26 protein-coding genes and 1 riboswitch are annotated in these 26,414 nt (G+C 65.9%); of the genes, 13 read left to right on the top strand and 13 right to left on the bottom strand.

Features of this window, described 5'->3' with window-relative positions:
* Positions 1-13 precede the first annotated feature (13 nt).
* Complete coding sequence (locus tag QU595_RS17025) at positions 14-967, top strand: proline/glycine betaine ABC transporter permease (RefSeq protein ID WP_315924025.1); 954 nt, start codon at positions 14-16, stop codon at positions 965-967.
* A 29-nt stretch (positions 968-996) separates the two neighbouring features.
* Positions 997-2,043 (top strand): glycine betaine/L-proline ABC transporter substrate-binding protein ProX, encoded by a 1,047-nt coding sequence (gene proX / locus QU595_RS17020; protein WP_315924023.1) that lies wholly within the window; start codon positions 997-999, stop codon positions 2,041-2,043.
* 278 nt (positions 2,044-2,321) lie between these two features.
* Here proX and QU595_RS17015 read toward each other — a convergent pair whose 3' ends face one another.
* A complete protein-coding gene (locus QU595_RS17015) occupies positions 2,322-4,820 on the bottom strand; it encodes an ABC transporter permease (protein ID WP_315924513.1) in 2,499 nt (832 codons plus the stop codon).
* Positions 4,821-5,046: 226 nt separating this feature from the next.
* Positions 5,047-5,775: an ABC transporter ATP-binding protein gene (locus tag QU595_RS17010; protein WP_315924022.1), complete on the bottom strand. Its 729-nt coding sequence runs from the start codon at positions 5,773-5,775 to the stop codon at positions 5,047-5,049.
* A 57-nt stretch (positions 5,776-5,832) separates the two neighbouring features.
* Between QU595_RS17010 and QU595_RS17005 the strand changes: the two genes are divergently transcribed.
* Both QU595_RS17005 and QU595_RS17000 read left to right on the top strand, forming a co-directional pair.
* Positions 5,833-6,501 carry an arylesterase gene (locus tag QU595_RS17005; protein ID WP_315924019.1) on the top strand — a complete coding sequence of 223 codons (669 nt, stop codon included), beginning with the start codon at positions 5,833-5,835 and terminating at the stop codon, positions 6,499-6,501.
* Positions 6,502-6,526: 25 nt separating this feature from the next.
* Positions 6,527-7,915, top strand: coding sequence for an FAD-binding oxidoreductase (locus QU595_RS17000; protein WP_315924018.1), 1,389 nt, complete (start codon positions 6,527-6,529; stop codon positions 7,913-7,915).
* A gap of 28 nt (positions 7,916-7,943) precedes the next feature.
* On the opposite strand, the gene QU595_RS16995 is transcribed toward QU595_RS17000, so the two are convergent.
* Complete coding sequence (locus QU595_RS16995; protein WP_315924016.1) at positions 7,944-8,375, bottom strand: hypothetical protein; 432 nt, start codon at positions 8,373-8,375, stop codon at positions 7,944-7,946.
* Positions 8,376-8,581: 206 nt separating this feature from the next.
* Positions 8,582-8,644: riboswitch (Fluoride riboswitch) on the top strand.
* A 228-nt stretch (positions 8,645-8,872) separates the two neighbouring features.
* On the opposite strand from QU595_RS16995, the gene crcB reads away from it, so the two are divergent.
* Together crcB and QU595_RS16985 are read left to right on the top strand one after the other, a co-directional pair.
* Positions 8,873-9,247 carry a fluoride efflux transporter CrcB gene (crcB, locus tag QU595_RS16990; RefSeq protein WP_315924014.1) on the top strand — a complete coding sequence of 125 codons (375 nt, stop codon included), beginning with the start codon at positions 8,873-8,875 and terminating at the stop codon, positions 9,245-9,247.
* A 13-nt stretch (positions 9,248-9,260) separates the two neighbouring features.
* On the top strand, positions 9,261-9,602 hold the full coding sequence (locus QU595_RS16985) for a DUF190 domain-containing protein (protein ID WP_315924012.1): 342 nt from the start codon (positions 9,261-9,263) through the stop codon (positions 9,600-9,602).
* Between the two features lie 16 nt (positions 9,603-9,618).
* Here QU595_RS16985 and QU595_RS16980 read toward each other — a convergent pair whose 3' ends face one another.
* Entirely contained in the window at positions 9,619-9,954 is a 336-nt protein-coding gene (locus tag QU595_RS16980; protein ID WP_315924010.1) for a hypothetical protein, read from the bottom strand.
* Between the two features lie 244 nt (positions 9,955-10,198).
* Between QU595_RS16980 and QU595_RS16975 the strand changes: the two genes are divergently transcribed.
* The 4 genes from QU595_RS16975 (at position 10,199) to QU595_RS16960 (ending at position 13,353) form a co-directional block, all read left to right on the top strand.
* Positions 10,199-11,038, top strand: a complete 840-nt coding sequence (locus QU595_RS16975) for a transporter substrate-binding domain-containing protein (RefSeq protein WP_315924008.1) — start codon at positions 10,199-10,201, stop codon at positions 11,036-11,038.
* A gap of 91 nt (positions 11,039-11,129) precedes the next feature.
* Positions 11,130-11,852 (top strand): ABC transporter permease subunit, encoded by a 723-nt coding sequence (locus QU595_RS16970; RefSeq protein ID WP_315924006.1) that lies wholly within the window; start codon positions 11,130-11,132, stop codon positions 11,850-11,852.
* 2 nt (positions 11,853-11,854) lie between these two features.
* Positions 11,855-12,559, top strand: a complete 705-nt coding sequence (locus tag QU595_RS16965; RefSeq protein WP_315924004.1) for an ABC transporter permease subunit — start codon at positions 11,855-11,857, stop codon at positions 12,557-12,559.
* Positions 12,560-12,576: 17 nt separating this feature from the next.
* Positions 12,577-13,353 carry an ABC transporter ATP-binding protein gene (locus tag QU595_RS16960; protein WP_315924002.1) on the top strand — a complete coding sequence of 259 codons (777 nt, stop codon included), beginning with the start codon at positions 12,577-12,579 and terminating at the stop codon, positions 13,351-13,353.
* Here QU595_RS16960 and QU595_RS16955 read toward each other — a convergent pair.
* Positions 13,350-14,270 (bottom strand): NAD(P)-dependent oxidoreductase, encoded by a 921-nt coding sequence (locus tag QU595_RS16955; protein ID WP_315924000.1) that lies wholly within the window; start codon positions 14,268-14,270, stop codon positions 13,350-13,352. The genes QU595_RS16960 and QU595_RS16955 overlap by 4 nt on opposite strands.
* Before the next feature lie 152 nt (positions 14,271-14,422).
* On the opposite strand from QU595_RS16955, the gene QU595_RS16950 reads away from it, so the two are divergent.
* Entirely contained in the window at positions 14,423-15,151 is a 729-nt protein-coding gene (locus QU595_RS16950; protein WP_315923998.1) for a FadR/GntR family transcriptional regulator, read from the top strand.
* A gap of 22 nt (positions 15,152-15,173) precedes the next feature.
* Positions 15,174-16,718, top strand: coding sequence for an alkaline phosphatase family protein (locus QU595_RS16945; protein ID WP_315923996.1), 1,545 nt, complete (start codon positions 15,174-15,176; stop codon positions 16,716-16,718).
* 13 nt (positions 16,719-16,731) lie between these two features.
* Here QU595_RS16945 and QU595_RS16940 read toward each other — a convergent pair whose 3' ends face one another.
* A complete protein-coding gene (locus QU595_RS16940) occupies positions 16,732-17,025 on the bottom strand; it encodes a DUF3175 domain-containing protein (protein WP_315923994.1) in 294 nt (97 codons plus the stop codon).
* Between the two features lie 174 nt (positions 17,026-17,199).
* Between QU595_RS16940 and QU595_RS16935 the strand changes: the two genes are divergently transcribed.
* A complete protein-coding gene (locus QU595_RS16935) occupies positions 17,200-18,438 on the top strand; it encodes an MFS transporter (protein WP_315923992.1) in 1,239 nt (412 codons plus the stop codon).
* A 5-nt stretch (positions 18,439-18,443) separates the two neighbouring features.
* On the opposite strand, the gene QU595_RS16930 is transcribed toward QU595_RS16935, so the two are convergent.
* From QU595_RS16930 to pbpC, 7 genes are all read right to left on the bottom strand, one after another.
* Positions 18,444-18,893 (bottom strand): Rrf2 family transcriptional regulator, encoded by a 450-nt coding sequence (locus QU595_RS16930; RefSeq protein ID WP_315923990.1) that lies wholly within the window; start codon positions 18,891-18,893, stop codon positions 18,444-18,446.
* 200 nt (positions 18,894-19,093) lie between these two features.
* Entirely contained in the window at positions 19,094-20,080 is a 987-nt protein-coding gene (locus QU595_RS16925; protein WP_315923988.1) for a sulfate ABC transporter substrate-binding protein, read from the bottom strand.
* A gap of 155 nt (positions 20,081-20,235) precedes the next feature.
* Complete coding sequence (locus QU595_RS16920) at positions 20,236-21,279, bottom strand: sulfate/molybdate ABC transporter ATP-binding protein (protein WP_315923986.1); 1,044 nt, start codon at positions 21,277-21,279, stop codon at positions 20,236-20,238.
* 15 nt (positions 21,280-21,294) lie between these two features.
* Positions 21,295-22,179, bottom strand: coding sequence for a sulfate ABC transporter permease subunit CysW (cysW, locus tag QU595_RS16915; RefSeq protein WP_315923984.1), 885 nt, complete (start codon positions 22,177-22,179; stop codon positions 21,295-21,297).
* Positions 22,172-23,023: a sulfate ABC transporter permease subunit CysT gene (cysT, locus tag QU595_RS16910; RefSeq protein WP_315923982.1), complete on the bottom strand. Its 852-nt coding sequence runs from the start codon at positions 23,021-23,023 to the stop codon at positions 22,172-22,174. Before cysT ends, cysW begins: the two co-directional genes overlap by 8 nt.
* Before the next feature lie 48 nt (positions 23,024-23,071).
* On the bottom strand, positions 23,072-24,100 hold the full coding sequence (locus QU595_RS16905) for a sulfate ABC transporter substrate-binding protein (RefSeq protein ID WP_315923980.1): 1,029 nt from the start codon (positions 24,098-24,100) through the stop codon (positions 23,072-23,074).
* 183 nt (positions 24,101-24,283) lie between these two features.
* Entirely contained in the window at positions 24,284-26,365 is a 2,082-nt protein-coding gene (gene pbpC / locus QU595_RS16900; protein ID WP_315923978.1) for a penicillin-binding protein 1C, read from the bottom strand.
* Between the last annotated feature and the right edge of the window lie 49 nt (positions 26,366-26,414).

The raw sequence follows: 26,414 nt of genomic DNA, 5'->3' as shown, positions 1-26,414 counted from the left end.
GAGACATTCGCCAATGTTCAACCCGGACGATCTTTACATTCTTCCTGTCGACAAATGGATCCAGACGGCCGTCGAATGGGTGGCGTTTCATTTTCGACCGCTTTTTCTCGCGATCAAATGGCCGGTCGAAGGACTTCTGTCGCTCATCGAACAGGGCCTGCAGGATCTTCCGTTTCCCGTTTTCGTGGCGGTGTTCGCCTTGTTGGCCTGGCGTCTTGCCGGTCGCGGCGTCGCCATCTTCAGCGCAGTGGCGCTGATCTTTATCGCCTTCATGGGGGTCTGGTCCGAAGCGATGACGACCCTCGCGCTGATCGCGACTGCGATCGTGCTGTGCGTCGTTCTCGGAATTCCGACGGGTATATTGTGCGCGCGCAACGATACTGCCTGGAGCATCGTCCGGCCGATCCTCGACATCATGCAGACGACGCCGAGCTTCGTCTATCTGGTCCCGGTGGTGATGTTGTTCGGCGTTGGAACGGTGCCGGGAGAAGTGGCAGTCATCGTGGCCGCCATCCCGCCGCTCATACGCTTTACCAATCTCGGCATCCGCATGGTCGATGTCGAGATGGTGGAGGCCGGCAAGGCGTTCGGCGCAACGAGCGGGCAACTGCTTTTCGAGATCCAACTCCCGCTCGCCACGCCCACCATCCTGGGAGGCCTCAATCAGACGGTGCTGACTGCCATGGTCATGTCCGTGATCGTGGCGATGATCGGGGCCGAAGGCTTGGGTCTCGTGGTGCTTCAAGGTTTGGGGCGTCTCGATGTGGGACGCGCCGCGGTCGGCGGCATTGCCATCGTGCTTCTGGCTATCATTCTGGACCGTATCACCCAGGCCATCGCTGAACGCGAACCGGCAGGCCGCCGTCCCCTGTTTGGCGCCGTAGCGCGGTTGTTCCGCTTCCGCAAACCGGAAGAAAACGAACAAATCGCAACCGGCAACAGCACGCCTGCCCCGCGCCATTCATGAACTACAAAGTACGACCCAAAGGAGGAGTTATGAGGTCAAGTGCTTTCCATATGTCCCGCTGGCTGGCGATCGCGGCAGCCGCGGCACTTACGGCCGGTTGTATAACCGCTGCCGATGCCGGGCCTCTGCCGGGAGAGGGCAAGACGGTCAATTTCGCCCAGAACGACAGTCTCGGCGCCAATTACGTTCAGGACCAAATCCTGATCATGGCGCTGGAAAAGCTGGGCTACAAGGTGAACCTGCAGACGCTTGGGGTCGCCACCTTTTTCCAGGCGGCTGCGCAGGGCGACCTGGACATGACGGGAGACATCAACTGGCCCCAGCGTGAACCTGCCTTCCGGCAGGTGGAAAAGCAGCTGACTTTGGTTGGCGACGGCACGATCGAAGGCGGCGGCATAAACGGCTACGTCATCGACAAGAAGACGGCCGAAGCCCACAACATCACCAACATCGAACAACTGAAAGATCCCAAGCTCGCCGCGCTGTTCGACACCGATGGTGACGGCAAGGCCGACCTGATCAACTGCGACCCCGGCTGGAGTTGCGGCGATGTCGTGGACTATCAGATCGAGAAATTTGGGCTTTCCGGGACCGTCCATTCGGTACGCGCCAAGTATGAGGCGCTGATGGCCGAAACCTTTGCGCGTGCGCGGCGCGGCGAGCCCGTGCTTTACTATACCTGGAGCCCGTCCTGGATCACGGACGCTCTGGTTCCGGGCAAGAACGTGGTGTGGCTTCCCATTCCCTACGAAGCACTTCCCGAGGGCGTATCGCGGGGCAATGGCAGCGACGTTAAGGGTGTGGAGGGCTGCGCCGGCAATCAGGATCCCTGCCGCATGACGGTTGGTTCCTGGAACTGGCTGATCGTCGCCAATCGTGATTTCCTCGATAAGAATCCGGCCGTGCGCAAGCTTGCGGAGACGGCGAAGTGGCCGCTGCCCACCTGGTCGTCCTGGGAAGCTGCGCTCAACAAGGGCAACAGCAACCGCGATATAAAGAAGCTGGCCGAGAGCTGGGTCGCCGAAAACCAGAAACAATTCGACGGCTGGATCGCCGAGGCGGCGGCCGCCAAATAGGCACCTGCCGGCAAAGCGGTTTCAGCAACAGCGTGAAAGGGCTTCGTGTCCGGAAGCGCGTAGAATAATGTGACCGAGCGGTTCCGGGAATTCCATCAACCGGAACCGCTCTCTCTACCCTCAGGCAGGGCAGGCGGCTCGCCGGACGAGCCAAGATGGCGACGTTCATGCGGCATGAAGGGCCGGGCCGGCCTTGTTCGCCTTCCGGTCCCGCCTTGTGCCGCCCTGCGATATCAACTGCTTCGTCGTCGGGTGCGGCGCGGCGGTTTTCAGCCAAGCTACAGTTCCCGCAGCACCGGCGCGGCTTTCTGGCCGAGGATGCGCCAGGTGCCGGCCAGCCCGAACCCGACCGTCAGGACGAGCGAGACGGCGATCGTGGCGGTTGCCACTTGCGGCAGGAACTCCGATGGCAGGCGCATCACGCGCGCGACCACATACCAGGCCGCGGCGGCGCCGGCGGCAAGGGCGAAGACAGCGGTGACGAGCCCGATCAGGAGATATTCCAGCGCGAAGGCGGCGATCAGCGTCCTGCGCGTCGCCCCCAGCATCTTGAGCACGATCGCGTCGTGCATCCGCCCGCGGTTGCCGGCGGCCAGCGCCCCGGCCAGCACCAGCACCGAAGCCACGAGCGCGACGGCCGCGGCCGCCCGGATGGCGACACCAAGCTGCGACACCAGCCGGTTCACGATGTCCAGCGCATCCTTGACCCGCACCGTCGTCACCGTCGGAAACTCCCTGGTCACCGCGTTCAGCACCCTGGCTTCGCCGGCGGGGGTGGCGTCCTTCATCGCCAGGGTCGCCAGCCAGCTATGCGGCGCGCCCCTGAAGGCGTTGGGCGAGAACACCATCACGAAATTGATGCCCATCGTTTCCCACTGCACTTTCCTCAGGCTGGCGATGCGCGCGGTGATGTTCCGGCCGAGCACGTTGACGGTGACCGTATCGCCGATGCCGAGGCCGATCTGGGCGGCTTCCTCGGCCGAGAACGACACCAGCGGCTCGCCCGAATAGTCCTTCGGCCACCACTTGCCGGCCGAGAGCGTGGCGTTCTGCGGCGGACTGTCCGAATAGGTGATACCGCGATCGCCGCGCAGCACCCAGGCGCCTTGCGGGGGGACCTTCACCTTCTGCGCCTCGACACCGTTCAGCGCCACGACCCTGCCGCGCAGCATCGGCACGCGCTGGATCTCCGCGCCGGGCGCCTCCTGCGACAGGAACGACGCGAACCGGTCGGCGTCGGCGGCCTGGATGTCCACGAAGAAGAAGTTCGGAGCCTGCGCCGGCAGGCTGTCGGCGATCCGCCGCCGCAGGTTGCCGTCGATCAGCGCCAATGTCGCCAGAAGCGTCAGTCCGAGGCCGAGCGACAGCACGACCGACGGCGTCAGCGCGCCGGGGCGGTGGATGTTGCCGACCGCCAGCCGCAACGGCACGGAATGCACGACAGGGCTTTTGCGGGCAAGCCACTGGACGAGCCAGGCCACGGCCCGCAGGATCAGGAACGAAGCGATGGTCGCCGCAACGAAGATCGTCGCGATGCGCCGGTCGTCGGCGACGAGAACGGCGAGGGCGGCTAGCGCGATGCCGATCGCGGCGGCGGCCGACAGGTAGGCCGGACGCGGCCAGCCGCGGCTTTCGAGGCCTACCTCGCGAAACAGCGCCGTCGCGGGCACGTCCCTGGCCCTGCCGAGGGGCAGCAGGGCGAACAGCAGGGTCACCAACACGCCGAAGAGCGCCGCGACCGCCAGCGCCGAAGGGTAAACGCCGGTCGCGGCGGGCAGGGGCAGCAGCGATTTCAGCGCCGCTTGCGCGGCAAACGGCATCAGCACGCCGATGAGGAGTCCGGCGGCGATGCCGATGGACGCGATCATGAGGATCTGGATGAGGTAGACGCCGAACACGAAGCCGCCCGATGCGCCGAGGCTCTTGAAGGTCGCGATGACCCCGCGCTTACCGTCCAGATATGCCCGCACGGCGTTTGCGACGCCCACGCCGCCGACCACCAGCGACGTCAGCCCCACCAGTGTCAAGAATTGCGAAAAGCGCTCGATGCTGGACGACAGCGCCGGAGCCGCGTTCGCGCGCGTCCGCACGTTCCAGCCCGCCTGCGGGAAGGCGCGGTTCGCCTCCTCCACGGCCGCCTTGATCCCGGCGTCGCTGGTGCCGGCGGGAAGCTTCAGCTTGTAGCTGTGTTCGACCAGGCTGCCCGGCTGCACCAGCCCGGATGCGTGCAGCCCCTCAAGCGACACCAGAAGACGTGGCGCGAACGCGAAACCCTGCGAAATTGCATCCGGTTCGTCGACCAGCACGGCGCGGAGCTCGAAGGTCGCGCTGCCGAGCCTTATCCTGTCGCCGACCTTCAGGCCGAGCCTCTCGAAAAGCAGATCGGGCGCCGCCGCTCCGAACACGCCGTTTGCTTCACCGAACAGGTTCGACCTGTCCAGCGCGGGCTCCGTCCGCAGCGCCCCGAAAAGAGGATAGCGGTCGTCCACCGCCTTCACCTCGACCAGCGCCTGGTCGGAGCCATCGACCAGGCGTGCCATCGAGCGCATTTCGGCGCTTGCCGCGAGTTCTCCGAGCCCCTTCAGGAAGGCCAGTTCGCGGGCGTCCGCCTCGCGCTGGTTGAGTTCGAAGCGGAGGTCGCCGCCAAGCAGCGTTTGCCCTTGGTCGGCAATCCCTGCTGCGATCGAGCGCGCGACCGAATTGACGCCGCCGATCGCACCGACGCCGAGCGCGATGCAGGCGATGAAGATCAGGAAGCCGGAAAGTCCGGAGCGCATTTCGCGCAAGGCAAAGCGGAAGGGCAGGTAGGTCAAGGCTGGCTCCGGCCGGACCGCCACTCGCGGGCGGCATCATTGTGAAGGTGGCGCTTCCGCAGAGCAGTGCTGCATTGCATCGGTCGCTTCGATTAAAATGTCTCTTCTCGAAGCCTCGTGTCGATAGCGCCTTCGCGCCCTGTTAAACGATAGCCGGTTGGACGATGCGTATCGCCCGCCCTGAAACGGTTCAGGCGCGCAACAGCGCGGCTCCCTTCCCAGTCTCAGCATCGGGTTCGATCCGTCCCGAGCGCATGTGCACCTGCCGGTCGCACCGGGCGGCCAATGCCGGGTCATGCGTGACCAGCACCAGCGTCATGCCCCGCGAGCGGACGGTGGCGAACAGGAGGTCGGCGATCTGCCGCCCCGTGGCCTGGTCCAGATTCCCGGTCGGCTCGTCGGCGATCAGGATCGGAGGCTCCGGCGCAAGTGCGCGCGCTATCGCCACGCGTTGCTGCTCGCCGCCGGAAAGCTGGCCTGGATAGTGGGAAGCCCGCGCCGCGAGACCGACGGCCGCGAGTTCGCGCCGCGCCGCTTCGAAGGCGTCGCGCCGGCCGGCAAGTTCCAGCGGCACCGCGACATTTTCGAGCGCGGTCATGTTGGGGATCAAGTGAAACGACTGGAAGACGATGCCGACATTGCGGCCGCGAAAGGCCGCGATCCTGTCTTCGCTCAGCCCGTTCAGTTTCTCGCCGGCGATCCCGACCGCGCCGGAATCGACCTGCTCCAGGCCGGCAATGACCATCAGCAGGGTCGACTTGCCCGAGCCCGACGGACCTACGATGCCGACCGCCTCCGCCGCTTCGACCTCCAGCGTCGCGCCGTCCAGTACCTGGACCGAGGAGGCCCCGGTGCCGAGCCGCAACCGGACTTCCTTGAGGTCGATCGCCGGCTTCGGCTCGATCACTGGGCTTGTCACAAGAAATTCCCTATTTCGGAGAAAGGATCCCGGCGGCTTTGCTCATATGGGTTGGTTATGACGGCAATCAAATATTTCGCGCTCACGCTCATGGCATCGCTTCTGCTGGCTTTCTCGCCGGCGGCGGCCAAGGCGGAGCCGTACAGGATAGTGGCCGTCGGCGACAGTCTGATGGCCGGCTTCGGGCTGCCGCCGGGCGAAACCTTCCCCGAGAAGCTGCAAGCCGCATTGAAGGCCAAGGGCTACGACGTGACGATCGACAATGCCGGCGCGTCCGGCGACACCTCGTCGGGCGGCTTGTCCCGGCTGGACTGGTCGGTGCCGGAAGGCACGCGGCTCGTCATTCTGGAACTGGGCGCCAACGACATGTTGCGTGGTATCGAGCCCGCCCTGACGGAGAAAAACCTGGACGCGATGATCTCGCGCCTCAAGGCCCGCGGCGTCCAGGTCATCCTTGCCGGCATGCGCGCCGCGCCCAATCTCGGCCCGGATTACCAGAAGGCCTTCGACGGCATCTACAAGCTCCTGGCCGACCGGCACGGGGTCACGCTCTATCCGTTCTTCATCGACGGCGTCGCGGCGCAAAAGGCGCTGTTGCAGGATGACGGGATGCATCCCAACGGCGAAGGCGTCGGTCGCATGGTCGAACGCTTCCTGCCGGTGATCGAACCGTTGCTGGCTGCCGCGACGACGGCCTCGGACACGCAGCAGGGCGCGGCCAGATAATTCGACCCCGACCGATGCGCGGCGAATGCCCTATGACGCTGGCAAGGAGGCACTGGCGGCGGCCGCGCCGGCGCGCTACGACATGCCGCACGAACGGCAACCGGTGGGGAGGGGTATCGGCATGGCGCCAAGGGTCGACAAGGTGACGCCGTCCCAATGGACGGGCGAAGGCGCCGATGTCGTGGTCGTCGGCGGCGGCATCATCGGCTGCAGCACGGCGCTTTTCCTCGCCCGGCGCGGCATCTCCGTCGCGCTGCTGGAGAAGTCGGAAATCGGCTGCGAGCAGTCGAGCCGCAACTGGGGCTGGTGTCGCGCGCAGGGGCGCGACGTGCGCGAGATTCCGCTGATCCTGGAGAGCCTGCGGCTATGGCGCTCGCTCGACAATGAAATCGGTGCGGTCAGCGGGTTTGCGACCTGCGGAACGCTCAACGTGTTGTCGACCGACCGCCAGATCGAAGACGCCAACCGCTGGCTCGACAAGGCCAAAAGCTACGACGTCGATTGCAGGATGATTTCCTCCGCCGAGATCGCGGCGCTGGTTCCCGACCATCGCGGGAACTGGAAGGAGGCGCTCCACTGCCCGTCGGACGGACGGGCGGAGCCGGGGCTGGCGGCGCCCGCCATCGCCGCGGCCGCCAAGCGCGCCGGCGCCCGCATCCACACCGGCCGCGCCGTTGTGGGCATCGAGCTTTCGGGCGGCGCCATATCGGGCGTCGCCGTGGAGGGCGGGCGCATTTCCTGCAGCCAGGTCGTGATCGCCGGCGGCGCATGGTCGAGCGCGCTGCTGCGTCCCCTGGGGATCGGGTTGCCGCAACTGCCCGTCATCGAATCGGTGCTGCGCACCACCCCGGTCGCGGGCGGACCGTCCGTCTCGATCAAGGGCGGCGGCTTCTCCACCCGCCGGCGCATGGACGGCGGCTATACGATCGGCTACGGGGCGACGATGACGGGGGAGATCGTCGCCGATTCCTTCCGTTTCCTTTCGGATTTCCTGCCGCTCATGAAGGACGAGTGGCGCACCATCCGCCTGCATGCCGGCCGGCGAACTTTCGCCAGCATGGCCGGCGGCGGAACGGCCGCGACGCCGCGGGCGGGGCTGACGCTCGATCCCGCGCCGTTGAAACGGGACATCACCAAGGCCTGGCGCAATCTGCGGCAGGCGCTTCCGCAGTTCCGCGACGCGCGCGTCGCCGAGGAATGGGCGGGCCTGATCGACGTGACGCCGGATGTGGTGCCGGTCATTTCCCGCGTCGAATCGGTGCCCGGCCTGACCGTCTCGACCGGCTATTCGGGCCATGGCTTCGGCATAGGGCTGGGGGCGGGCCGGCTCACGGCCGACCTCGTCGCCAACGACAATCCCGTGGTGGACGCGGCGCCCTTCAGGCTTTCGCGTTTCCGGACCGGGCGGTCGTAGGTCGCGCCGCCAGGCCCTTAGGCCGGACCTACAGAGGCGGCAGAACGAACAATCGCGCCCCGTTCTGCCGCTCCTGTTCGACATAGCCGATGATCTGGAACCATCGACCGACATCGGGATGGTCGATCCAGCTCCGCGATCGAATCGGCAGGTTGCCGGTCAGCGCCTGGATCCGGCGGATGTGCCCTTTGCAAAAGCGCACCGTCGAAGCGGAGAAAAAGTCGTCCTGCGCAGCGAAAAGCGTGTCCGCGGCGTCGTCCTCTTCGTGCCACGCGATAATGGCCACGGGACGGTCGTCCTGGAGAAGCACATGGGCGCGGCCTTCTCCCAGGTTCATCATCAGATTGTCATAGGCGAATTTGCTGTCCTTGCCGGCAGCGGCATACTCGTCCGACATGCGTTTGGACAGGTCGTGGAAAACGGTTTCGAGGTCGCCAACAGTGGCCTGCCGTGCTCTCATTTCTCCTCCAGACACCCCCGCAAGGCATCTTGCCCTCACAGGGCGTGAGCTCCAAGCAAATAGAATCTTTTAAACACGCTGATGACGATCGGACGTCGCCTTTGCCCGCTTCCCGGGCGGCTGGCGGGGCGGCAATGCATCGGGCCTGACCTCTGGCCGGTCACAGGCCCGGGACAGATTGACTTCCGCCACGCGGCACCTCTATCATCGGTTGAGGTGATGGAGTTCGCCTTGTAACCGCCCTTAGGGCTCATGACTCCTCCGGGTGCCGTTTGAGAGGCAAGGAGGAGCTATGGATTTTTCCCCGACCACTTTGTTCCAGCCTACGTCGTGGATTGCGGGCGCTTTCCGGCCTGCGCATTCCGCCCGTCGCGTCCGGCCGCCGGCTGGCCAACTCGCGGCTTTGCGCCCTTTAAGACACAATTTTCATCCTGCACCGACTGGGGCCTGCCCGCTCCGGCGTCGCCGTCACTGACACGAGGAAGACGAAGGAAATCATGTGGACTTACATCGCCATCGCCATAGGCGGCGTCGTCGGCTGCTGGGCGCGCTTCGCAATGACCAACCTGGTGCAGGCGGTCTTCGGTCGCGAGTTCCCCTACGCCACGCTGAGCATCAATCTTCTCGGCAGCTTCCTGATGGGCTTCCTGTTCATCAACACGCTGGAGCGCCTCGTCATCCCGCCGGAACTGCGGGCCGGCATCCTCACCGGCGGGCTGGGCGGTTTCACCACTTTCTCCACTTTTGAAATGGAAACGCTGCTGCTGGTCGAACAGGGTAGCTTCGGCAAGGCGGCGCTCTATGTGGTGCTTTCGGTGGGCGTCGGTTTCATCGGCGCCTTCGGCGGCGCCTACATCGCCCGCATCTTGTGAAGGTCACGGCCCCATGAGCAGCGAAGTCGTCGTCGTGCGCATCTATATCCATGAGGCGGAGCAGGGCCGGCGCACGAACCTGCAACAGGAGATCCTGGCGCTGCTGCACGACCGGCAAAGGGTGAAAGGGGTCACCGTCTTCCGCGGCGTTGCCGGTTTCGGCGCCAGCGGCACGGTCCATGCCGCCGACCTCCTGCGCCTGGTCGCGGACCTGCCCATCGTGATCGAATTCTATGACGAGCCCGAGGTCGCCCAGGCGGCGATGAAACTTCTCGACGGCCTCGTGCCCGACGGCCACATCGTGTGGTGGCGGGCCAACTGCCGCACCATCGCAGACGGGCAGCCGCAGGCATGACCGCCGCCGCGCCTGTTCAGCAGCGGCTCTGCCTGGCGGAATAGATCGCGCGTTCCTCGCCTTGCAGGCGCTCGATCTTGCCGGTCTGTCTTTTCTGGATGGCGGAAACGGCCTTCGTGCCGCCCGGCACCCAGAAGGGAACGCTCCATTGCGAGACCTTTCCGCGGCTGATCGCGGTGGCCGATATGCCCTTCGACGTCCCGCCCAGGGCGGAGTTGAGGTCGGGGCAGCTCATGGCGGCGTATTTTGCCGGGTCGACCGGCTTTGCAGAGCCGAACGAGGACGCGCAGCCGGTCAACGCGGCTGCGGCAAGGCTTAGGGCGCCCAAAGGGCCAAGGATTGCTGCCTTCATCGGCCTACCGTAACAAGACCAACCGCGCTTTGGAACCTCGCGGCGGCGAAAGCCGGCCGGCAGACTTCGGGGAGCGGCCATCCGAACTGGAGCGCGGCAGCCGAATCCCTCTTGCACCGGATGAAATGGCTCATATTGTGCCTTTGATCTCGGGTTCTTCCGTCGTTGGAGGGATCGCGCGGCAAGCCGGCGCAAGACCGGCGGAAATCGCAAGTCATTTGCAAACCTCTTGAGGAGAATTTCCATGACGTTCCGCACATTCGTCCTGGCCGGCGCGCTGGCGTTTGCCGGGCTGGTGGCTCCTGCCGCCGCCAAGGACTGGAAGACCGTGACGATCACGCTGGAAGGCGCCTATGCGCCCTGGAACATGACCAATGCGGACGGTTCGCTGGGCGGTTTCGAGCCGGAGCTGGCCAAGGTGCTGTGCGAACGGGCCAAGGTCGAGTGCAAGCTGGTCGCCTCCGACTGGGATGGCATGATCCCGGCGCTCAACGCCGGCAAGTTCGACATGATCATGGACGCGCTGTCGATCACCGACGAGCGCAAGCAGGTGATCGACTTCACCGTGCCCTATGCCGCGACGCCGGCCGCCTTCGCCACGGCCAAGGACAGTGCGCTGGCAAACGCCGCGGGCACCGGCGCCACGATCAGGATGGAACCCGGCCAGACCGGCGTGAAGGAAGTCGAGGCGCTGAAGGAAGCCTTCAAGGGCAAGACCATCGGCATCCAGGCCGCCACGGTCTACGCAAAGTTCATCTATGACAATTTCGGCGACACGGCCACGGTGCGCGAATACAAGACCGGCGCCGACCGCGACATCGATCTCCAGAACGGGCGCATCGACCTCGGCTTCGACGACGCCGTCTATTTCAACAATGCCTTCGATGCCGCCAAGGGCGCGCTGGTCTTCACCGGGCCGGAGATCGCCGGGCCGATCTGGGGCGAGGGCGAGGGGCTCGGCGTGCGCAAGTCTGACACCGACCTGCGCGACATGTTCAGCGCCGCCATCAAGTCGGCCCTGGCCGACGGCACCGTCAAGAAGCTCTCGGAGAAGTGGTTCAAGACCGACGTCTCTCCGCAGTAACGGTTCGCAGCCCGCGCCGTCCAACGCTGCGGCGCGGGCCTGCCTCGACCGGCTGCGCGCGGCGCAGGCGGCCTGAGGGGAGGTGCACGCGATGTCGACACTGGAACTGCTCGGCTTCGGCCAGACGGGATGGGGCGCGCTGCTGCTGCTGGCGGCGCTGATGACGCTGGCGGTCACGGCTGCTGCGCTGGCCATCGGCGCGGTGCTCGGCGCCATCGTCGCCACCGCCAAGCTGTCGGGGCGCTGGCTGCCGGTGGTGCTCGGCAATGTCTACACCACCGTCTTCCGCGGCGTGCCGGAACTGCTCATCATCTATCTGATCTATTTCGGCGGCTCGACCGCCGTCACCAATATCGGTCAGGCGCTGGGCTATGAAGGCTTCCTCGGCCTGCCGTCCTTCCTCGCCGGGGCGTTTGCGGTGGGCATCATCTCCGGCGCCTACCAGGCGGAGGTTTTCCGCGGCGCCTATCTGGCAATCTCCAGGGGCGAACTGGAGGCGGCTTCGGCCATCGGCATGCACAGGGCCTTGCGTTTCCGGCGCATCGTGATGCCGCAGGTGCTGCGCTACGCCCTTCCGGGCATCGGCAATGTCTGGCAGCTCAGCCTCAAGGATTCGGCGCTGATCTCCGTCACCGGCCTCGCCGAACTGATGCGCACCAGCCAGGTGGCGGCGGGCTCGACGCGGCAGTATTTCCTGTTCTTCATCGTCGGCGGCGCGCTCTATCTGGTGCTCACCAGCCTGTCGGACCGCATCTTCAACCAGGCCGAGCGGCGCGCCAACCGCTCCATGCCTTCGGCCATGGGGCAGGTCTAGCCATGGATTTCGCCTTCCTCGGAAGCACCATGGCGACGCTGCTGAAAGCGGTGCCGACGACGCTGGCGCTGTTTGCGCTCTCGGTGACGACGGGCGGCCTGCTGGCGCTGCTGATCGTATGGATGCGGGTTTCCGGCAACCGGGCGCTGGCTGCCTTCGCCCGCGGCTACATCTTCGTGTTCCGCGGCTCGCCGCTGCTCATCCAGATGTTCCTGATCTTCTACGGCCTGGCGCAATTCTCCTTCGTCCGCAACGGGCCGCTATGGCCGTTCCTGCGCGAACCCTTCGTGTGCGCGGTGCTGTCGCTGGCGCTGTGCACGGCCGGCTATTCGGCCGAGATCTTCCGGGGCGGCATCCGCTCCATCTCGCCGCGCGAGATCGAGGCGGCGCGCTCCATCGGCATGTCCGGCTTCCTGCTGGTGCGCCGCATCATCGCTCCCATCGCCTTCCGCTACGCGCTGCCGGCCTATTCGACCGAAATCGTGCTGATGATGAAATCGACCGCGCTGGCGAGCCTCGTCACGGTCTGGGAAGTCACCGGCGTGGCGCAGCGGCTGATCTCGCAGACCTATCGCACCATGGAAGTGTTCCTGTGCGCGGCGCTGATCTATCTGGTGCTCAACTTCATCGTGCTGCAGGCGCTCGGCTTGCTGGAGCGCTCGCTGTCGCATCACCTGAAGGCCGCGCCGCCCATGCGGAAGCCTTGAGCCATCGCGGAGAGAAAATGCCAGATACAACCCGACTTTCCGTCCGCAACATCCGAAAGAGCTTCGGCCATCACGAGGTTTTGCGCGGCATCTCGCTGGAGGCGAGGGACGGAGACGTCATCTCCGTGCTCGGCCCCAGCGGCTCGGGCAAGTCCACTTTCCTGCGCTGCATCAACCTCTTGGAGATGCCCGACGACGGCGAGGTGCTGGTGGACGGCGAGCTGATCCGCATGATGAAGAGCGGTGCGCACAGCCGTCCGGCCAGCCAGAAACAGGTGGACCACATCCGCGCCGAGCTCGGCATGGTGTTCCAGTCGTTCAACCTGTGGTCCCACATGACCATCCTGCAGAACGTCATCGAGGGGCCGGTGCATGTGCTGAAGCGCCCGCGCGCCGAATGCGTGGAGGAGGCGCAGGCGCTGCTGAAAAAAGTCGGCATCGCCGACAAGGCAAACGCCTATCCGGCGCATCTTTCCGGCGGCCAGCAACAGCGCGCCGCGATCGCCCGCGCCTTGGCGATGAAGCCGAAGGTGATGCTGTTCGACGAGCCGACCTCGGCGCTGGACCCCGAACTGGTGGGAGAGGTGCTGCGCGTGATGCGCGCGCTGGCGGAGGAGGGCATGACCATGCTGGTCGTGACGCACGAGATGGGCTTTGCCCGCAACGTCTCCAACCGCGTCGTCTTCATGCGCGACGGTCTGGTCGACAGTTCGGGCACGCCGCACGAGATGTTCGGTGAAGGAGCGTCACCGAGCTTCCGCCAGTTCATCGGTCACTTCGCCGGCGGAAACTAGCCTTTCTTCGGCTTCGGATCGAGATCGACGCCGTTGACGCGGCCGACATGGGTGGCCAGCATCGGCACATATTCCTCGGTGCCGGCGGTGACCGCGCCGCGGAAGGAATTCTTGGCGGCGTTGCCCAGCGGATTCATAACGCCCGCTGCATTCGCCATCGATTCCAGATAGGTCAGGTCCTTGAGGCCGTTGGCGAGGGTGAACTTGTGCGCGTCGCGGTCGCCTTCCAGCACCCAGCGCATGAAGGTCTGGTAGAAGCCGCAATCCATGCGGCTGCCGCGGATGACGCTGTCGAAACGCTGCGGCGAGATGCCGACCTTGGCCGAGAGCGCCAGCGCTTCCGAATAGAGCGCGGCGTAGCCGAGCGACAGGAAGTTGTTCAGCAGTTTCATCCGGTGGCCGTCGCCCACGGTGCCGATGTGAACGATGCGGCCGGCCCAGGTTTCCAGCACAGGCTTCAGCCGGGCGAACACCTCGTGGGTGGCGCCGACCATGGTGTCCAGCGTGCCTTCCCAGGCTTCCTTCGGCGTACGGCCGAGCGGCGCGTCGGCATAATCGACGCCGATCTGCGCCAACTCGGCCGCCAGCGCCGTGGTCGAGGTGGGGTCGGCGGTGGAGCAATCCACAACGACGGAGCCTTTCTTCAATCCTTCCTTCAGGCCGTTCTTGCCGCGAACGATCTCCTCGACCTGGCGCGAGCCGGTGACGCAGAGGAAGACGATGGTGGACCGCGCCGCCAGTTCGCCGGCCGTCGCGGCCTCGGAGGCGCCGCGCTTCAGCATGTCCTCCGCGGGCTCGCGGTTGCGATGGGCCAGGAACGTCAGCGCATAGCCCTTTTCCAGGATGTTCTTGGCCATGCCGTGCCCCATGAAGCCGAGCCCGATGAAGCCGATCCGTTCGCTTTCAGGTGCAGTCATGTCCGTGTTCCGATCCTGTGGTGGCGCCGACGATAAGCCTTTCGCGACGGGAAGTCTCTGCCCCGTCGAGTTTCGCCCGAGCCGGCTTGACGAGCCGGCTTGACATCACGGCGAACCGGCTTCTTGGATGGGCCGGCAGGAAGAGGGTGAGGATGGCGCAAGCGAAGACGACGAAGGCCGGCCGGCGGAGCGAAAGCGTGCACGCTTCGGTGGCGAACGAAATCGGCCTCAGGATCGTGCGCGGCGACTACGCGCCGGGGGCCATCCTGCCGAACGAGGCGCAATGGGCGCAGACCTTCAACGTCAGCCGCTCCGCGGTGCGCGAGGCGATGAAGATGCTGATGGCCAAGAGCCTGCTCGCGTCGCGCCCGAAGGTGGGCAGCCGGGTCGAGCCGCGCGAGCGCTGGAACCTGCTCGATCGCGATGTGCTCGGCTGGTACGCGACTTCGCCCGACCGCGCGACCTTCCTCAAGACGGTGCAGGAGTTTCGCCACATCATCGAGCCGGAGGCCTCCGCCTTCGCCGCCCAGCGGCGCAACGACGCGCAGATGGAGGAGATCAGCCGCGCCTGCCGCGAGATGAAGGAGGCACCGACGCTGGAGGCGCGAACGCGGGCCGACACGCGCTTCCATCTGGCCATATTGCGGGCCGCCGGCAACGATCTCCTGGTGCCGCTCGGCGTACTGATCGAACAGGCGTTCGACCATCTTTTCGTGCATGTGACGCGCGAGGGCGACGATTTCGACCATGCGCAGAAGCTGCATGAGGCGATCGAGAAGAACATCCGCCTGCAACGGCCGGATGCGGCGCGCAACGCCGTGCGCAAGCTGCTGGCCAACACCGACAAGGTGGTCGGCCGCGCGCCGGCCAATGGCGGCTGAGGATTTTCGACAGGACAGGACCATGCGGCCCAACGTGCTTTTCATCTGCGCCGACCAGTGGCGCGGCGACTGCCTCTCGGCGCTCGGTCACCCGAATGTGCGCACTCCGAACCTCGACGCGCTGGCGGCCGACGGGGTGCTGTTCTCCAACCATTTCGGCCAGTGCACGCCTTGCGGCCCCTCCCGCACCAGCCTGCTGACCGGGCTCTACCTGATGAACCATCGTTCGGGCCGCAACGGCACGCCGCTGGACGCACGCCACACCAATATCGCGCTGGAAGCGCGCAAGGCCGGCTATGAGCCGGCGCTGTTCGGCTATACCGACACCAGCATGGACCCGCGCGGGCGCGACCCGAACGATCCGGTGCTGACCGGCTACGACAAGGGCGTGATGCCGGGCTTCGTGACGCCGCTGCACCTTCCAGACGACATGGAGGCCTGGATCGCGGACCTCGCCGCCAAGGGTTACGACGTGCCCGCCGGCCGCGACGACGCCTTCCGGCCACGCCCCGGTTTCGACAAGCCGGCAGATCGCGGCTTCCGCTATATCCCGACCGTGTTCCCGGCAGAGCACAGCGAGACGGCCTATCTCGCCGACCGCTTCCTCGAATGGCTTTCGGTGCGGCAGGGCAAGCCCTGGTTCGCCCATGTCGTCTTCTATCGACCGCACCCGCCGCTGATCGCGCCGGAGCCGTACAACGCGCTGCTCGATCCCGCCGACGTCGAATTCCCGGTACGCGCCGCCTCGGTCGAGGAGGAGTGCCGCCAGCATCCGCTGCTGGCGTATGAACTGGAGCGCATCAGCGAACCGGGGCGCTATGACGAGCACAGCCCGATCGATCCGGTTTCGGCGGACGAGCTGGAAATCCGGCAGATGCGCGCCGCCTATTACGGGCTGATCGCGGAGGTCGACCACCATGTCGGCCGCATCGTCGCGCACCTGAAGCGCACCGGCGAATATGAGCGCACGCTGATCGTCGTCACCAGTGACCATGCCGAGATGCTGGGCGAGCACCATGTCTGGGGCAAGGAGATCTATTTCGACCCGGCCTTCCATCTGCCGCTGGTGATCTGGGACCCGCGTCGCGAAGCGGATGCCGCGCGCGGCGGCCGTATCGACGCCTTCACCGAGGCGGTGGACATCATGCCGACCATACTCGACTGGCTGGGCATGCAGGCGCCGCGCACATGCGACGGGCGCTCGCTGCTGCCGCTGGTGGAGGGCACAGTGCCGGACGGCTGGCGCGAGGCGGTGTTCTTCGAGCATGATTTTCGCAATGTGGCGACGCAGCGTGCCGAAACCGCGCTTGGCATCACCTCCGACCAGTGCAGCTACGCGGCCATTCGCGACCGGCGCTACAAATATGTTCATTTCGCCGCGCTGCCGCCGCTGCTGTTCGACATGGCCGCCGATCCGAGCGAGATGAAAAATCTCGCCCCCCGGCCGGAAATGGCCGCGACGGTGGCCGCCTACGCGCAGAAGATGCTGAGCTGGCGGCTGGAACACGCCGACCGCGCCTTGACCAACATGCAACTGACCAAGGACGGCGTGATTTCACGGCCATAGGCGCCTTGCAGGTTCAATCCTGCCTGTCGCGGCCGAAGGCGGCACGCAACTCGTCCTTGGCGTCTTCGAGCACCTTCTTCTGCTTTTGCGGCAGGTTCTTGCCGGCGCGGTTGATGTAGAAGTTCAGCATCGACATCGCCGACTGGAACGGCTCCGCCTTGCGGCGATGGCTGTGCTCGGCCGAGCGCTTCAAGGAAGCGGCGATCTTCTTCGGGTCGTCGGATTCGAAGATATGTTCCTCGAGGTCCAGCGCATCGCTGTGCTCGGTGACATCGTGCGACCATTTTCGTTTGTGCTGGGCAGCCATGGGTCTTCTCCTTGCCTGCGGATTCCGAACTCAATGGACGGGCAGGGGAGCAGGTTCCGATCCTCCACGGCCGTGACGATCCGGCTGGACCGAACGGTCGCACCATGATGGCGCTGCCGTGCCGTGCGGCAGGGCGCGATAGTGGCCGCTTCGAGAAACGAGCGAATCGCGGCGATGAACCTGAATTCCTTGCTGACCGCGGATGCGGAGCCGACGCTCGACGGAGCCTATGCGTGGCGGCGGCTGGCGATTTCCATCCTGCTCGGCACCATCGGCGCCGTCGGCTTGTGGTCCGTGGTCGTGGTGCTGCCGGCGGTGCAGGCCGAGTTCGGCGTGGACCGGGCCGACGCCTCCTTGCCCTACACCGCCACCATGGTCGGTTTCGCCGCCGGCAACGTGCTGGTCGGCCGCGCCGTGGACCGCATGGGCTACTGGATGCCCGCGCTGGTTTCGTCCGTGGCGCTCGGCATCGGCTATCTGGCCGGCGCGCTCGCCCAGTCCATCCTGCAATTCGCGCTGATCCAGGGATTGCTGATCGGCCTGGGCACGGCCGCGATCTTCGGGCCGCTGATGTCGGACATCTCCCACTGGTTCACGCGCCGCCGCGGGCTCGCGGTCACGGCGGCGGCTTCGGGCAACTACATCGCCGGAGCCCTGTGGCCGGCCGTGATGCCTTCGATGATGGCGGCCGAGGGCTGGCGCTTCACCTATGTGGTCATCGGGATCGTGTGCCTGGTCACCATGGTTCCGCTGACGCTGCTGCTGCGGCGCTCCGCCCCGGCGGCTTCGGCATCCGGCGCCACCCAGGGGCCCCGGCGGGTCCAGCCCATCTCCCTGTCTCCGGGGACATTGCAGGCGCTGCTCATCCTCGCCGGCCTCGGCTGCTGCGTGGCCATGTCGATGCCGCAGGTGCATATCGTCGCCTATTGCATGGATCTCGGCTACGGCGTGGCGCGCGGCGCCGACATGCTCTCCATCATGCTGGCGGCCGGGGTGGTAAGCCGCATCGGCTCGGGCTTCCTGGCGGACCGCATCGGCGCGGTGAACACGCTGCTGCTGGGCTCGGCGCTGCAATGCCTGTCGCTGGTGCTCTACATCCCCTTCGATGGGCTCGCCTCGCTCTACGTCGTGTCGCTGGTTTTCGGGCTGTCGCAGGGCGGCATCGTGCCCTGCTACGCCATCATCGTACGCGACTACATGCCGGCCGCGGAGGCCGGCCAGAGGGTCGGCCTGGTGATGATGGCGACCATATTCGGCATGGCGATCGGCGGCTGGATGTCAGGCTGGATATATGACGAGACGGGCTCCTACGCCGCCGCCTTCCTGAACGGCATCGCCTGGAACCTGCTCAATCTCGCGGTGATCCTGTTCCTGTCGTGGCAGGCGCGGCGCGCCATGCCGGCGACGGCCTGAAAGCATTACAGCCCGACGCTGAGATTGGCGGGAAAATCGTCGTTGTCGGCGTCCCGCATGGCGGCGAGGCTGCGGTTGTCGAGCACGTTCGCGATCGCCTGCCGCACCTCCATCATCATGTGGCGGACCTGGCAGGTGGCCTCGTCGCAATCGTCGCAGCTCTGATATTGCGTATGGCTGGCGCAGGGAATGGGCGCCAGCGGACCGTCCAGCACGCGCACGACATGGCCGATCCTGATCTCCGAGGCCGGCCGGGCAAGGCGATAGCCCCCCTCCTTGCCCTTGCGGCTCTGAACGAAGCCGGCATTGCGCAACTCGCCCAGTATGGTGTCGAGGAACTTCTTCGGGATGTTGTTGGCGACGGCGATGTCGTTGACGAAGGCGAGACGATCCGGCGGCAATCGCGACAGATGCACGAGCGCCTTCAAACCGTATTTGCCTTTCTTGGTGAGCATGCCCGGGACAGTTCAGACTGAAACGCAATCGTTGCGACGCTTCCTACGCGGCGTCGCATACTTGCGAACAACATAGAGTCCAGCGAAATGATATACAATATGAAAGCCGTTGATTTTACCGGGCTTTCGCTGGCCATGGCTCGCATTCCATAAAAGAAAAGCCGGCAGCGCCGGCTTTTCCGATCCATCCGCGGCAGGGCTCAGCGATTGCCGTAGATCTGGTCGAGCAGAGCGCCGTCGGCGAAGTGTTCGGCCTGCACCTTGTCCCAGCCGCCGAACACGTCCTCGACCGTGACGAGCTTCACCGCCGGGAACTTGTCCTTGAACTCGGCCGCCACCTTCTCGTCGCGCACGCGCAGGCCGTTCTCGGCTTCGATCTTCTGGCCTTCGGGCGTGTAGAGGAAATCGAGATAGCTCTTGGCGAGATCACGCGAGCCGTGTTCCTCGGCCACCTTGTCGACGACCGCCACGGGGAATTCCGCGAGCAGGCTGACGGACGGCGTGACCTGCTGGTAGTTGTCGGTGCCGTATTCACGGGCAATGCCCTGCGTTTCGGACTCGAAGGTGATCAGCACGTCGCCGATGCCGCGCTCGGCGAAGGTCGTGGTGGCGGCGCGCCCGCCGGTGTCGAACACCGGCACGTTGTTGAAGATCTTGGTGACGAACTCCTTCACCTTGGTCTCGTCGCCGTTGAACTTCTCCTTGGCGTAGGCGGTCGCGGCCAGATAGGTGTAGCGCGCATTGCCCGAGGTCTTCGGGTTGGGGAAGATCACCTGCACGCCGTCGCGGGCGAGGTCGTCCCAGTCCTTGATGTTCTTCGGATTGCCGGCCCGCACCAGGAAGGACGGCATGGAATAGAAAGGCGAGGCGTTGCTGGGGAAGTTCTTCTGCCAGTCGGCCGAGACATAGCCGTTCTTGACCAGGAATTGCACGTCCGGGACTTGGTTGAAGGTGACGACGTCGGCGCCCAGACCGTCGACGATGGAACGCGCCAGCTTGGAGGTGCCCGCGTGCGATTGGTCGATGGTCACGCCGGGATGCTTTTCCACGAACGCCTTGTTGATCTGTACGAACAGCTCGCGCCCGACATCGTAGGACGCGTTCAGCAGCTTGTCGGCCGCATTGGCCGAAGCGGATGCGAGCAGCAGTCCGGCAAGGGCCGCGCCGGCGAGGAATAGGCGTTTCATGGATGCTCCCTAAGGAAAAAGTGCCAGAGATGACCGCACCATAAAGGGCGCCGCCGCCAAGACGAGGCACCGATCTGCCTCTGCCTTGGCCTGAACGGAAAAATCTACCCGAATATCGCGGACAAGTGGAATGGGGTTTCCGTGCCGACGCCGCATCAAGCCTCGGAGGGAAACAGTTTCCAGCGCCGCGGGCGGAAGGCGACGCGGCTCTTCTGTGCGGCCGGATGGTCGATCGGCAGTTCGATCTCCACGCGCCTGCGGTCGCCGCCGATTTCCAGTTCCACGCGCCGCGTCTCGGCGACGCGGCGGCTGTTGGCGACCGTGCCGGCGATGCAGCCGCCGCAGCCGTCGAGCAGTTCGACATCGTGCGGACGAAAGAACAGCGTACCCTTGCCTTCAGGCACGCCGTCGACGGAGAGGCCGACGGGCCGGTCCGCGACCCAGACCTGCCCGTCCTCCACCTTGGCCGGCAGCGACGAGGAATCGCCGATGAAACCGTAGACGAAGGGCGAGTTCGGCGTGTCGTAGACCTCGTCGGCCGTGCCCACCTGTTCGATGCGCCCCTGGCTCATCACCACCACGCGGTCGGCCAGCTCCAGAGCCTCCTCCTGGTCATGGGTGACGAAGACGGTGGTGTGGCCGGTTGCGTCATGGATATCGCGCAGCCAGCGGCGCAGATCGCGCCGCACCTGCGCGTCCAGCGCGCCGAAGGGCTCGTCCAGCAGCAGCACCTTCGGCTCGATCGCCATGGCGCGGGCGAGCGCCACGCGCTGGCGCTGGCCGCCGGAAAGCTGGGCGGGGTAGCGGTTTTCCAATCCCGAAAGCTGCACGAGGTCGAGCAGTTCCAGGGCCCGTTTGCGGATGTCTGCCGCCGGGGGGCGGCTGGCGGCGGGGCGCACCTTGAGACCGAAAGCGATGTTGTCAGCCACGGTCATGTGGCGGAACAGCGCGTAGTGCTGGAAGACGAAGCCGATATTGCGCTGCTGGATCGATTTTTGCGAGGCGTCCTCCTCGCCGAAGAAGATCTTGCCGCGCGTCGGCCGCTCCAGACCCGCGATCAGCCGCAGAAGCGTGGTCTTGCCCGAGCCCGAGGGGCCGAGCAGCGCGATCAGCTCGCCCGAGCGTATGTCGAGCGACACGTCATGCAGCGCCGGGAACCGGTCGAATTCCTTGCGCACATTGGCAACGCGAACTTCCATCGAAAAGCTTCCCCGTCAGTGTCCGCGGCTGCCGGCGATGGCATGGCCGTAGCGGATTTCCAGAATGGTCTTGAGCGCCAGCGTCACCAGCGCGAGGCCTGCCAGCAGCGAGGCCACGGCGAAGGCGCCGACAGCATTGTACTCGTTGTAGAGGATCTCGACATGCAGCGGCATGGTGTTGGTCTGGCCACGGATGTGGCCGGACACCACGGAAACGGCGCCGAATTCGCCCATGGCGCGGGCGTTGCACAGCAGAACGCCGTAGAGCAGGCCCCATTTGATGTTCGGCAGCGTCACATAGCGGAAGGTCTGCCAGCCGTTGGCGCCGAGCGACAGCGCGGCCTCCTCGTCGCCCGTGCCCTGTTCCTGCATGAGCGGGATCAGTTCGCGCGCGACGAAGGGGAAGGTGACGAAAATGGTGGCCAGCACGATGCCCGGCACGGCGAACAGGATCTCGATGCCGTGCGCCTTGAACCAGGGCCCGAGCGCGCTTTGCGCGCCGAACAGCAGCACATAGACGAGGCCCGAAATGACCGGCGAGACCGAGAAGGGCAGGTCGATCAGCGTGGTGAGGAACGCCTTGCCCTTGAACTCGAATTTGGCGATCGCCCATGCGGCGGCGACGCCGAAAACGACATTCAGGGGCACCGAGATCGCCGCTACCAGAAGGGTGAGCCGGATCGCAGCGCGGGTGTCGGAATCGCCCAGCGACGTCAGGTAGGCCTTCAGTCCCTTGGCGAAGGCCTGCTGGAAAACGATGAAAAGCGGCAGGACGAGGAAGATGCCGAGGAATGCGAAGGCGATCGCCATCAGGGCGATGCGCGCGGGACGGCTTTCCGTCACCGCCGCCGAGCGCGTTTCATGTTCCGGGTCATCCGTTTCGATCTGGGGATCAGCCATAGCGCTTGCGGCTCCATGTCTGGAGAAGGTTGATGACCAGCAGCATCGCGAAGGAGAGCGCCAGCATGATCGCCGCGATCGCGGTTGCGGCGGCGTAATTGTATTCCTCCAGCCGGATGACGATGAGCAGCGGCGCGATCTCGGAGATCTTGGGCAGGTTGCCGGCGATGAAGATGACCGAGCCGTATTCGCCGACGCCGCGCGCGAAGGCCAGCGCGAAGCCGGTCAGGATGGCCGGGGCAAGGCCGGGAAACAGCACGCGCGAGATGGTCTGGAAGCGGCTGGCGCCGAGCGTGGCGGCGGCCTCCTCCACTTCCTTGTCGATTTCCTCGATGATCGGCTGCACCGTGCGCACGACGAAGGGCAGGCCGACGAAGATCAGCGCGACCACGATGCCGAGCGGCGAATAGGCGACCTTGACGCCGAGCGCCATGAGCGGCTTGCCGAGCCAGCCATTGGGCGCATAAAGCGTGGTCAGCGCGATGCCGGCCACCGCGGTGGGCAGGGCGAAGGGCAGGTCCACCATGGCGTCGACGATGCGGCGGCCATGGAAATCGTAGCGCACCAGCACCCAGGCCACGAGCGTGCCGAACACGACATTGACCGCGGCGGCCACGAACGCGGTGCCGAAACTGATCTCCAGCGCCTTCAGCGTGCGCGTGTCGGTGGCGATCTTCCAGAATTCGGGCCAGCCCAGCGCGGCGGAGCGCCATACGAGGCCCGAGAGCGGGATGAGGATGATGAGGACGAGGTAGACAAGCGTGAAGCCGAGCGTCAATCCGAAACCCGGAATGACACTCGGCTGTCGAAACCGTCCCCCCGCCACCGCGGGCGCCATAGTCATGCTTTATCCACTCTCCTTCGTATCCCTGCTTCGGGTCCTGCGCGGTCTCTACTGGGCCGGCTTATAGACCTGGTCGAAGATGCCGCCATCCCCGAAGTGGTAGGGCTGGGCTTTTTTCCAGCCGCCGAATTGCGGATCGTCGATGGTGACCAGCTTCACCTTGGTTTCCCAGCCGAGCGTCTCGGCGGGGACCAGATCGGGCTTGGCCGGCCGATAGTGGTTGCTGGCGATGATCGTCTGGCCTTCCTTGGAATAGAGATATTTCAGGTATTCCTCGGCCACCTTGCGCGTGCCCTTGTCGTCGACATTGCCGTCAACCACGGCCACCGGCGGCTCGGCCAGGATCGAACTCGGCGGATAGACGATATCGAAATTGTCGGCGCCGAACTCGCTGAGTGCCAGATAGGCCTCGTTTTCCCACGCCAGCAGCACGTCGCCCAGCCCCTTCTGTGCGAAGGTGACGGTGGAGCCGCGCGCGCCGGTGTCGAGCACCGGCACGTTGGCGTAGAGCCTGCCGATGAATTCCTTCGTCCTGGCCTCGTCGCCGCCGTCCTGCGCGTTGGCATAGGCCCAGGCGGCGAGATAGTTCCAGCGGGCGCCGCCGGAAGTCTTCGGGTTCGGCGTGATGACCTGCACGCCGTCCTTCACCAGGTCGCCCCAGTCCTTGATCCCCTTGGGGTTGCCCTTGCGGACGAGGAAGATGATGGTCGAGGTGTAAGGCGCTGAATTGTTTTCGAATTTGCCGCGCCAATCGGGAGCGATCTTGTGGGACTTGTCGGCAATGGCGTTGATGTCGCTTTCCAGCGCCAGCGTCACGACATCGGCCGCCAGCCCGTCGATGACCGCCCGCGCCTGCGCCCCCGAGCCGCCATGCGATTGCTGGATGGTGACGGTCTCGCCCGTCTGGGCCTTCCAGTGGGCGACGAAGGCTTCGTCGTACTGCTTGTAGAGTTCGCGCGTCGGATCGTAGGAGACATTGAGGATGGTTGTGTCGGCGAACGCAAAGCCCAGCACGCCGAACTGCACGGTGCCCGCTACCAGCGCGGCGACAAGGGTTCTGAAATGAGGTGCGGCCATTTCCGCCTCCGTTGAAGACGGCTTTAATCTACCGAAATAGTAGAAATTGAACGCAGGCGGATGTTATCTTTTTTGGCGCGGGGGAGAAAATTTGGGACGATGCGGGCGGCTGAGGAGAAATTTCATCCTCGCCATCGTGGTGGTGCTTCGAGCGGCCGTCGTGAAGCCGGGTTGCCGGCGGCTCTATTCCACGAACACCTTGACGCTGGCGGCGCGGCCGGCCGCGTCGATGACCGTCAGCGTCGAATAGCCGGCGCCGTCGGGCTGCCATGTGGCGGTGCGGGTGCGATCGAGGCCGGAAAGCGGCTTGCCGTTGGCCAGCCAGCGGAACGGCGCCCGCCCGCCTTGCAGCTTCAGCACCAGTGGCGAGGCCTCGCTCGACGCCGCGCCGAGATCGACGCGCGCGCCGTCCGGCGGGAAGACGATGCGCGGCGCGGGTTCCGCCACGCCCGCGACATTGCCTGCGCCGCTGGCGGGGCCGAAACGGGCCAGCGTGACCGGCAGGTCCTCGCGCCGGGGAACGACCACGCCGGCCGGGCGCGGGGGTAGCGGCACGGCCGCGAGGCCCGAGCGGGCGAAGCCCTCGAACAGGATGGGCGCGGCCGAGACGTAGCCCGAGAGCCCCGGGATGGCGGCGGCGTCGGCGCGGCCGACCCACACGCCCAGCACGTAACGGCCGTCGAAGCCGACGGACCAGGCGTCACGGTAGCCGTAGGACGTGCCGGTCTTGTAGGCGATGCCGCGCGGCGCGGCGCCTTCGGGCGGCCGCACGCCCGACAATATATCGATGACCTGCCAGTTGGCGGCGGGATCGAGCAGGGTGGTCGCCGCTTCCTTTGCAGCTTCCTTCCCGGTGCCGTCGCGCAGGGGCTCGACGCGGCCGCCATTGGCCAGCCCGCAATAGAGCTGGACGAGGTCGCGCAGGCTCATTCCCACGCCGCCGAGGCCTATGGCCAGCCCCGGCGCCTGGTTGAGCGGCAGCGCCGGGCTGACGCCGGCCTGGCGGAAGCGCGCCATCAACCGCGCCGGCCCGACCGCGTCCAGCACGCGGACGGCCGGAACGTTGAGCGACAGTTGCAGCGCCTGGCGGACGGAGACGTCGCCCTGATAGCCCATGTCGAAATTCTTTGGCCGATAGCCGGAAAAGTCGGCGGGGCTGTCTTCGATCAGGGTTTCCTGCGCCACCATGCCCTGCTCGAAGGCGAGGCCGTAGATGAACGGCTTCAGCGTCGAGCCGGGCGAGCGCAGGGTGCGGGTCATGTCGATCCAGCCGGCGCGGCCGCCGTCGAAATAGGACGCCGAGCCGACCTCGCCGAGGATGTCGCCGGTGCGGGAATCGGCCATCATCATGGCGACCGACAGTTTCGGTCCCAGCTTTGCCGCCGCGTTGCGGGCGACCGCCTCCAGCCCCTGCTGCACGCTTTTCTTGAGCGTCAGGCGGGGCGGAACGCCGGCCCGGGCCGTCTTCAGGGCGAGGTCGGCCGTGTGCGCGGCGAGTGCCGGCAGGGCGCGACGGGCGCCCGGCACGCTGTCCAGCGCTGCGCGCGCGGCCTCGCGCTCGCCCAGTTTCCCGGCTTCCACCATGCGCTGCAACACACGGTCGCGCGCGGCCCCGGCGGTTTTCAGGTTGCGGTCGGGCCGGCGCTTTTCCGGCATTTGCGGCAGCGCTACCAGAAGGGCGGCCTCCGAGACCGTCAGCCGCTTCGGCTCCTTGCCGAACCAGGCGAGAGAAGCGGCGCGCACGCCTTCCAGATTGCCGCCATAGGGGGCGAGGGTGAGATAGCGTTCGAGAATTTCGCGCTTCGACAGGCGCCGCTCGATCTGCAACGCGCGCAGCGCCTGCTTGAGCTTGGCGGCGACGGAGCGGCTGTCGCGCGGCTCGATGAGCCGGGCAAGCTGCATGGAGAGCGTGGAGCCGCCGGAAACGATGCGGCCATGGGTGACGAACTGGAGGGCGGCGCGTGCGATCGCCAGCGGATCGATGCCGCCGTGATCCCAGAAGCGCTTGTCCTCATAGGTTATCAGCATGTCGACGAAGTTCGGGTCGACCTGATCGAGGCTTGTCGCGAGCCGCCAGTAGCCGTCGGACGCCGCATAGGCGCGCAGGAGCTGGCCGTCGTGATCCAGCACTTCGGCCGAGACGGCCGGCTTTTCGGGGATCGGCGGCGGAAAGGCGCGGTCGAGCGCGAGGAGGCTGGCGATGATGAGCACGCAACCCGTCAGGACGGCAACCGCACGGAGGGCAGCCTTGCGCAGGAGGCTCATCGGAGCGATCCGCAAGAGCGTTGAAATCTGCGTCCGGTCTACGTGAAAC

The organism is Mesorhizobium sp. SP-1A, from assembly GCF_032460275.1.
In the GTDB taxonomy this organism is placed as follows: Bacteria; Pseudomonadota; Alphaproteobacteria; order Rhizobiales; family Rhizobiaceae; genus Mesorhizobium.
The sequence above is the reverse complement of the archived record's forward strand: the minus strand, read 5'-3'. Positions and strand labels throughout refer to the sequence as shown.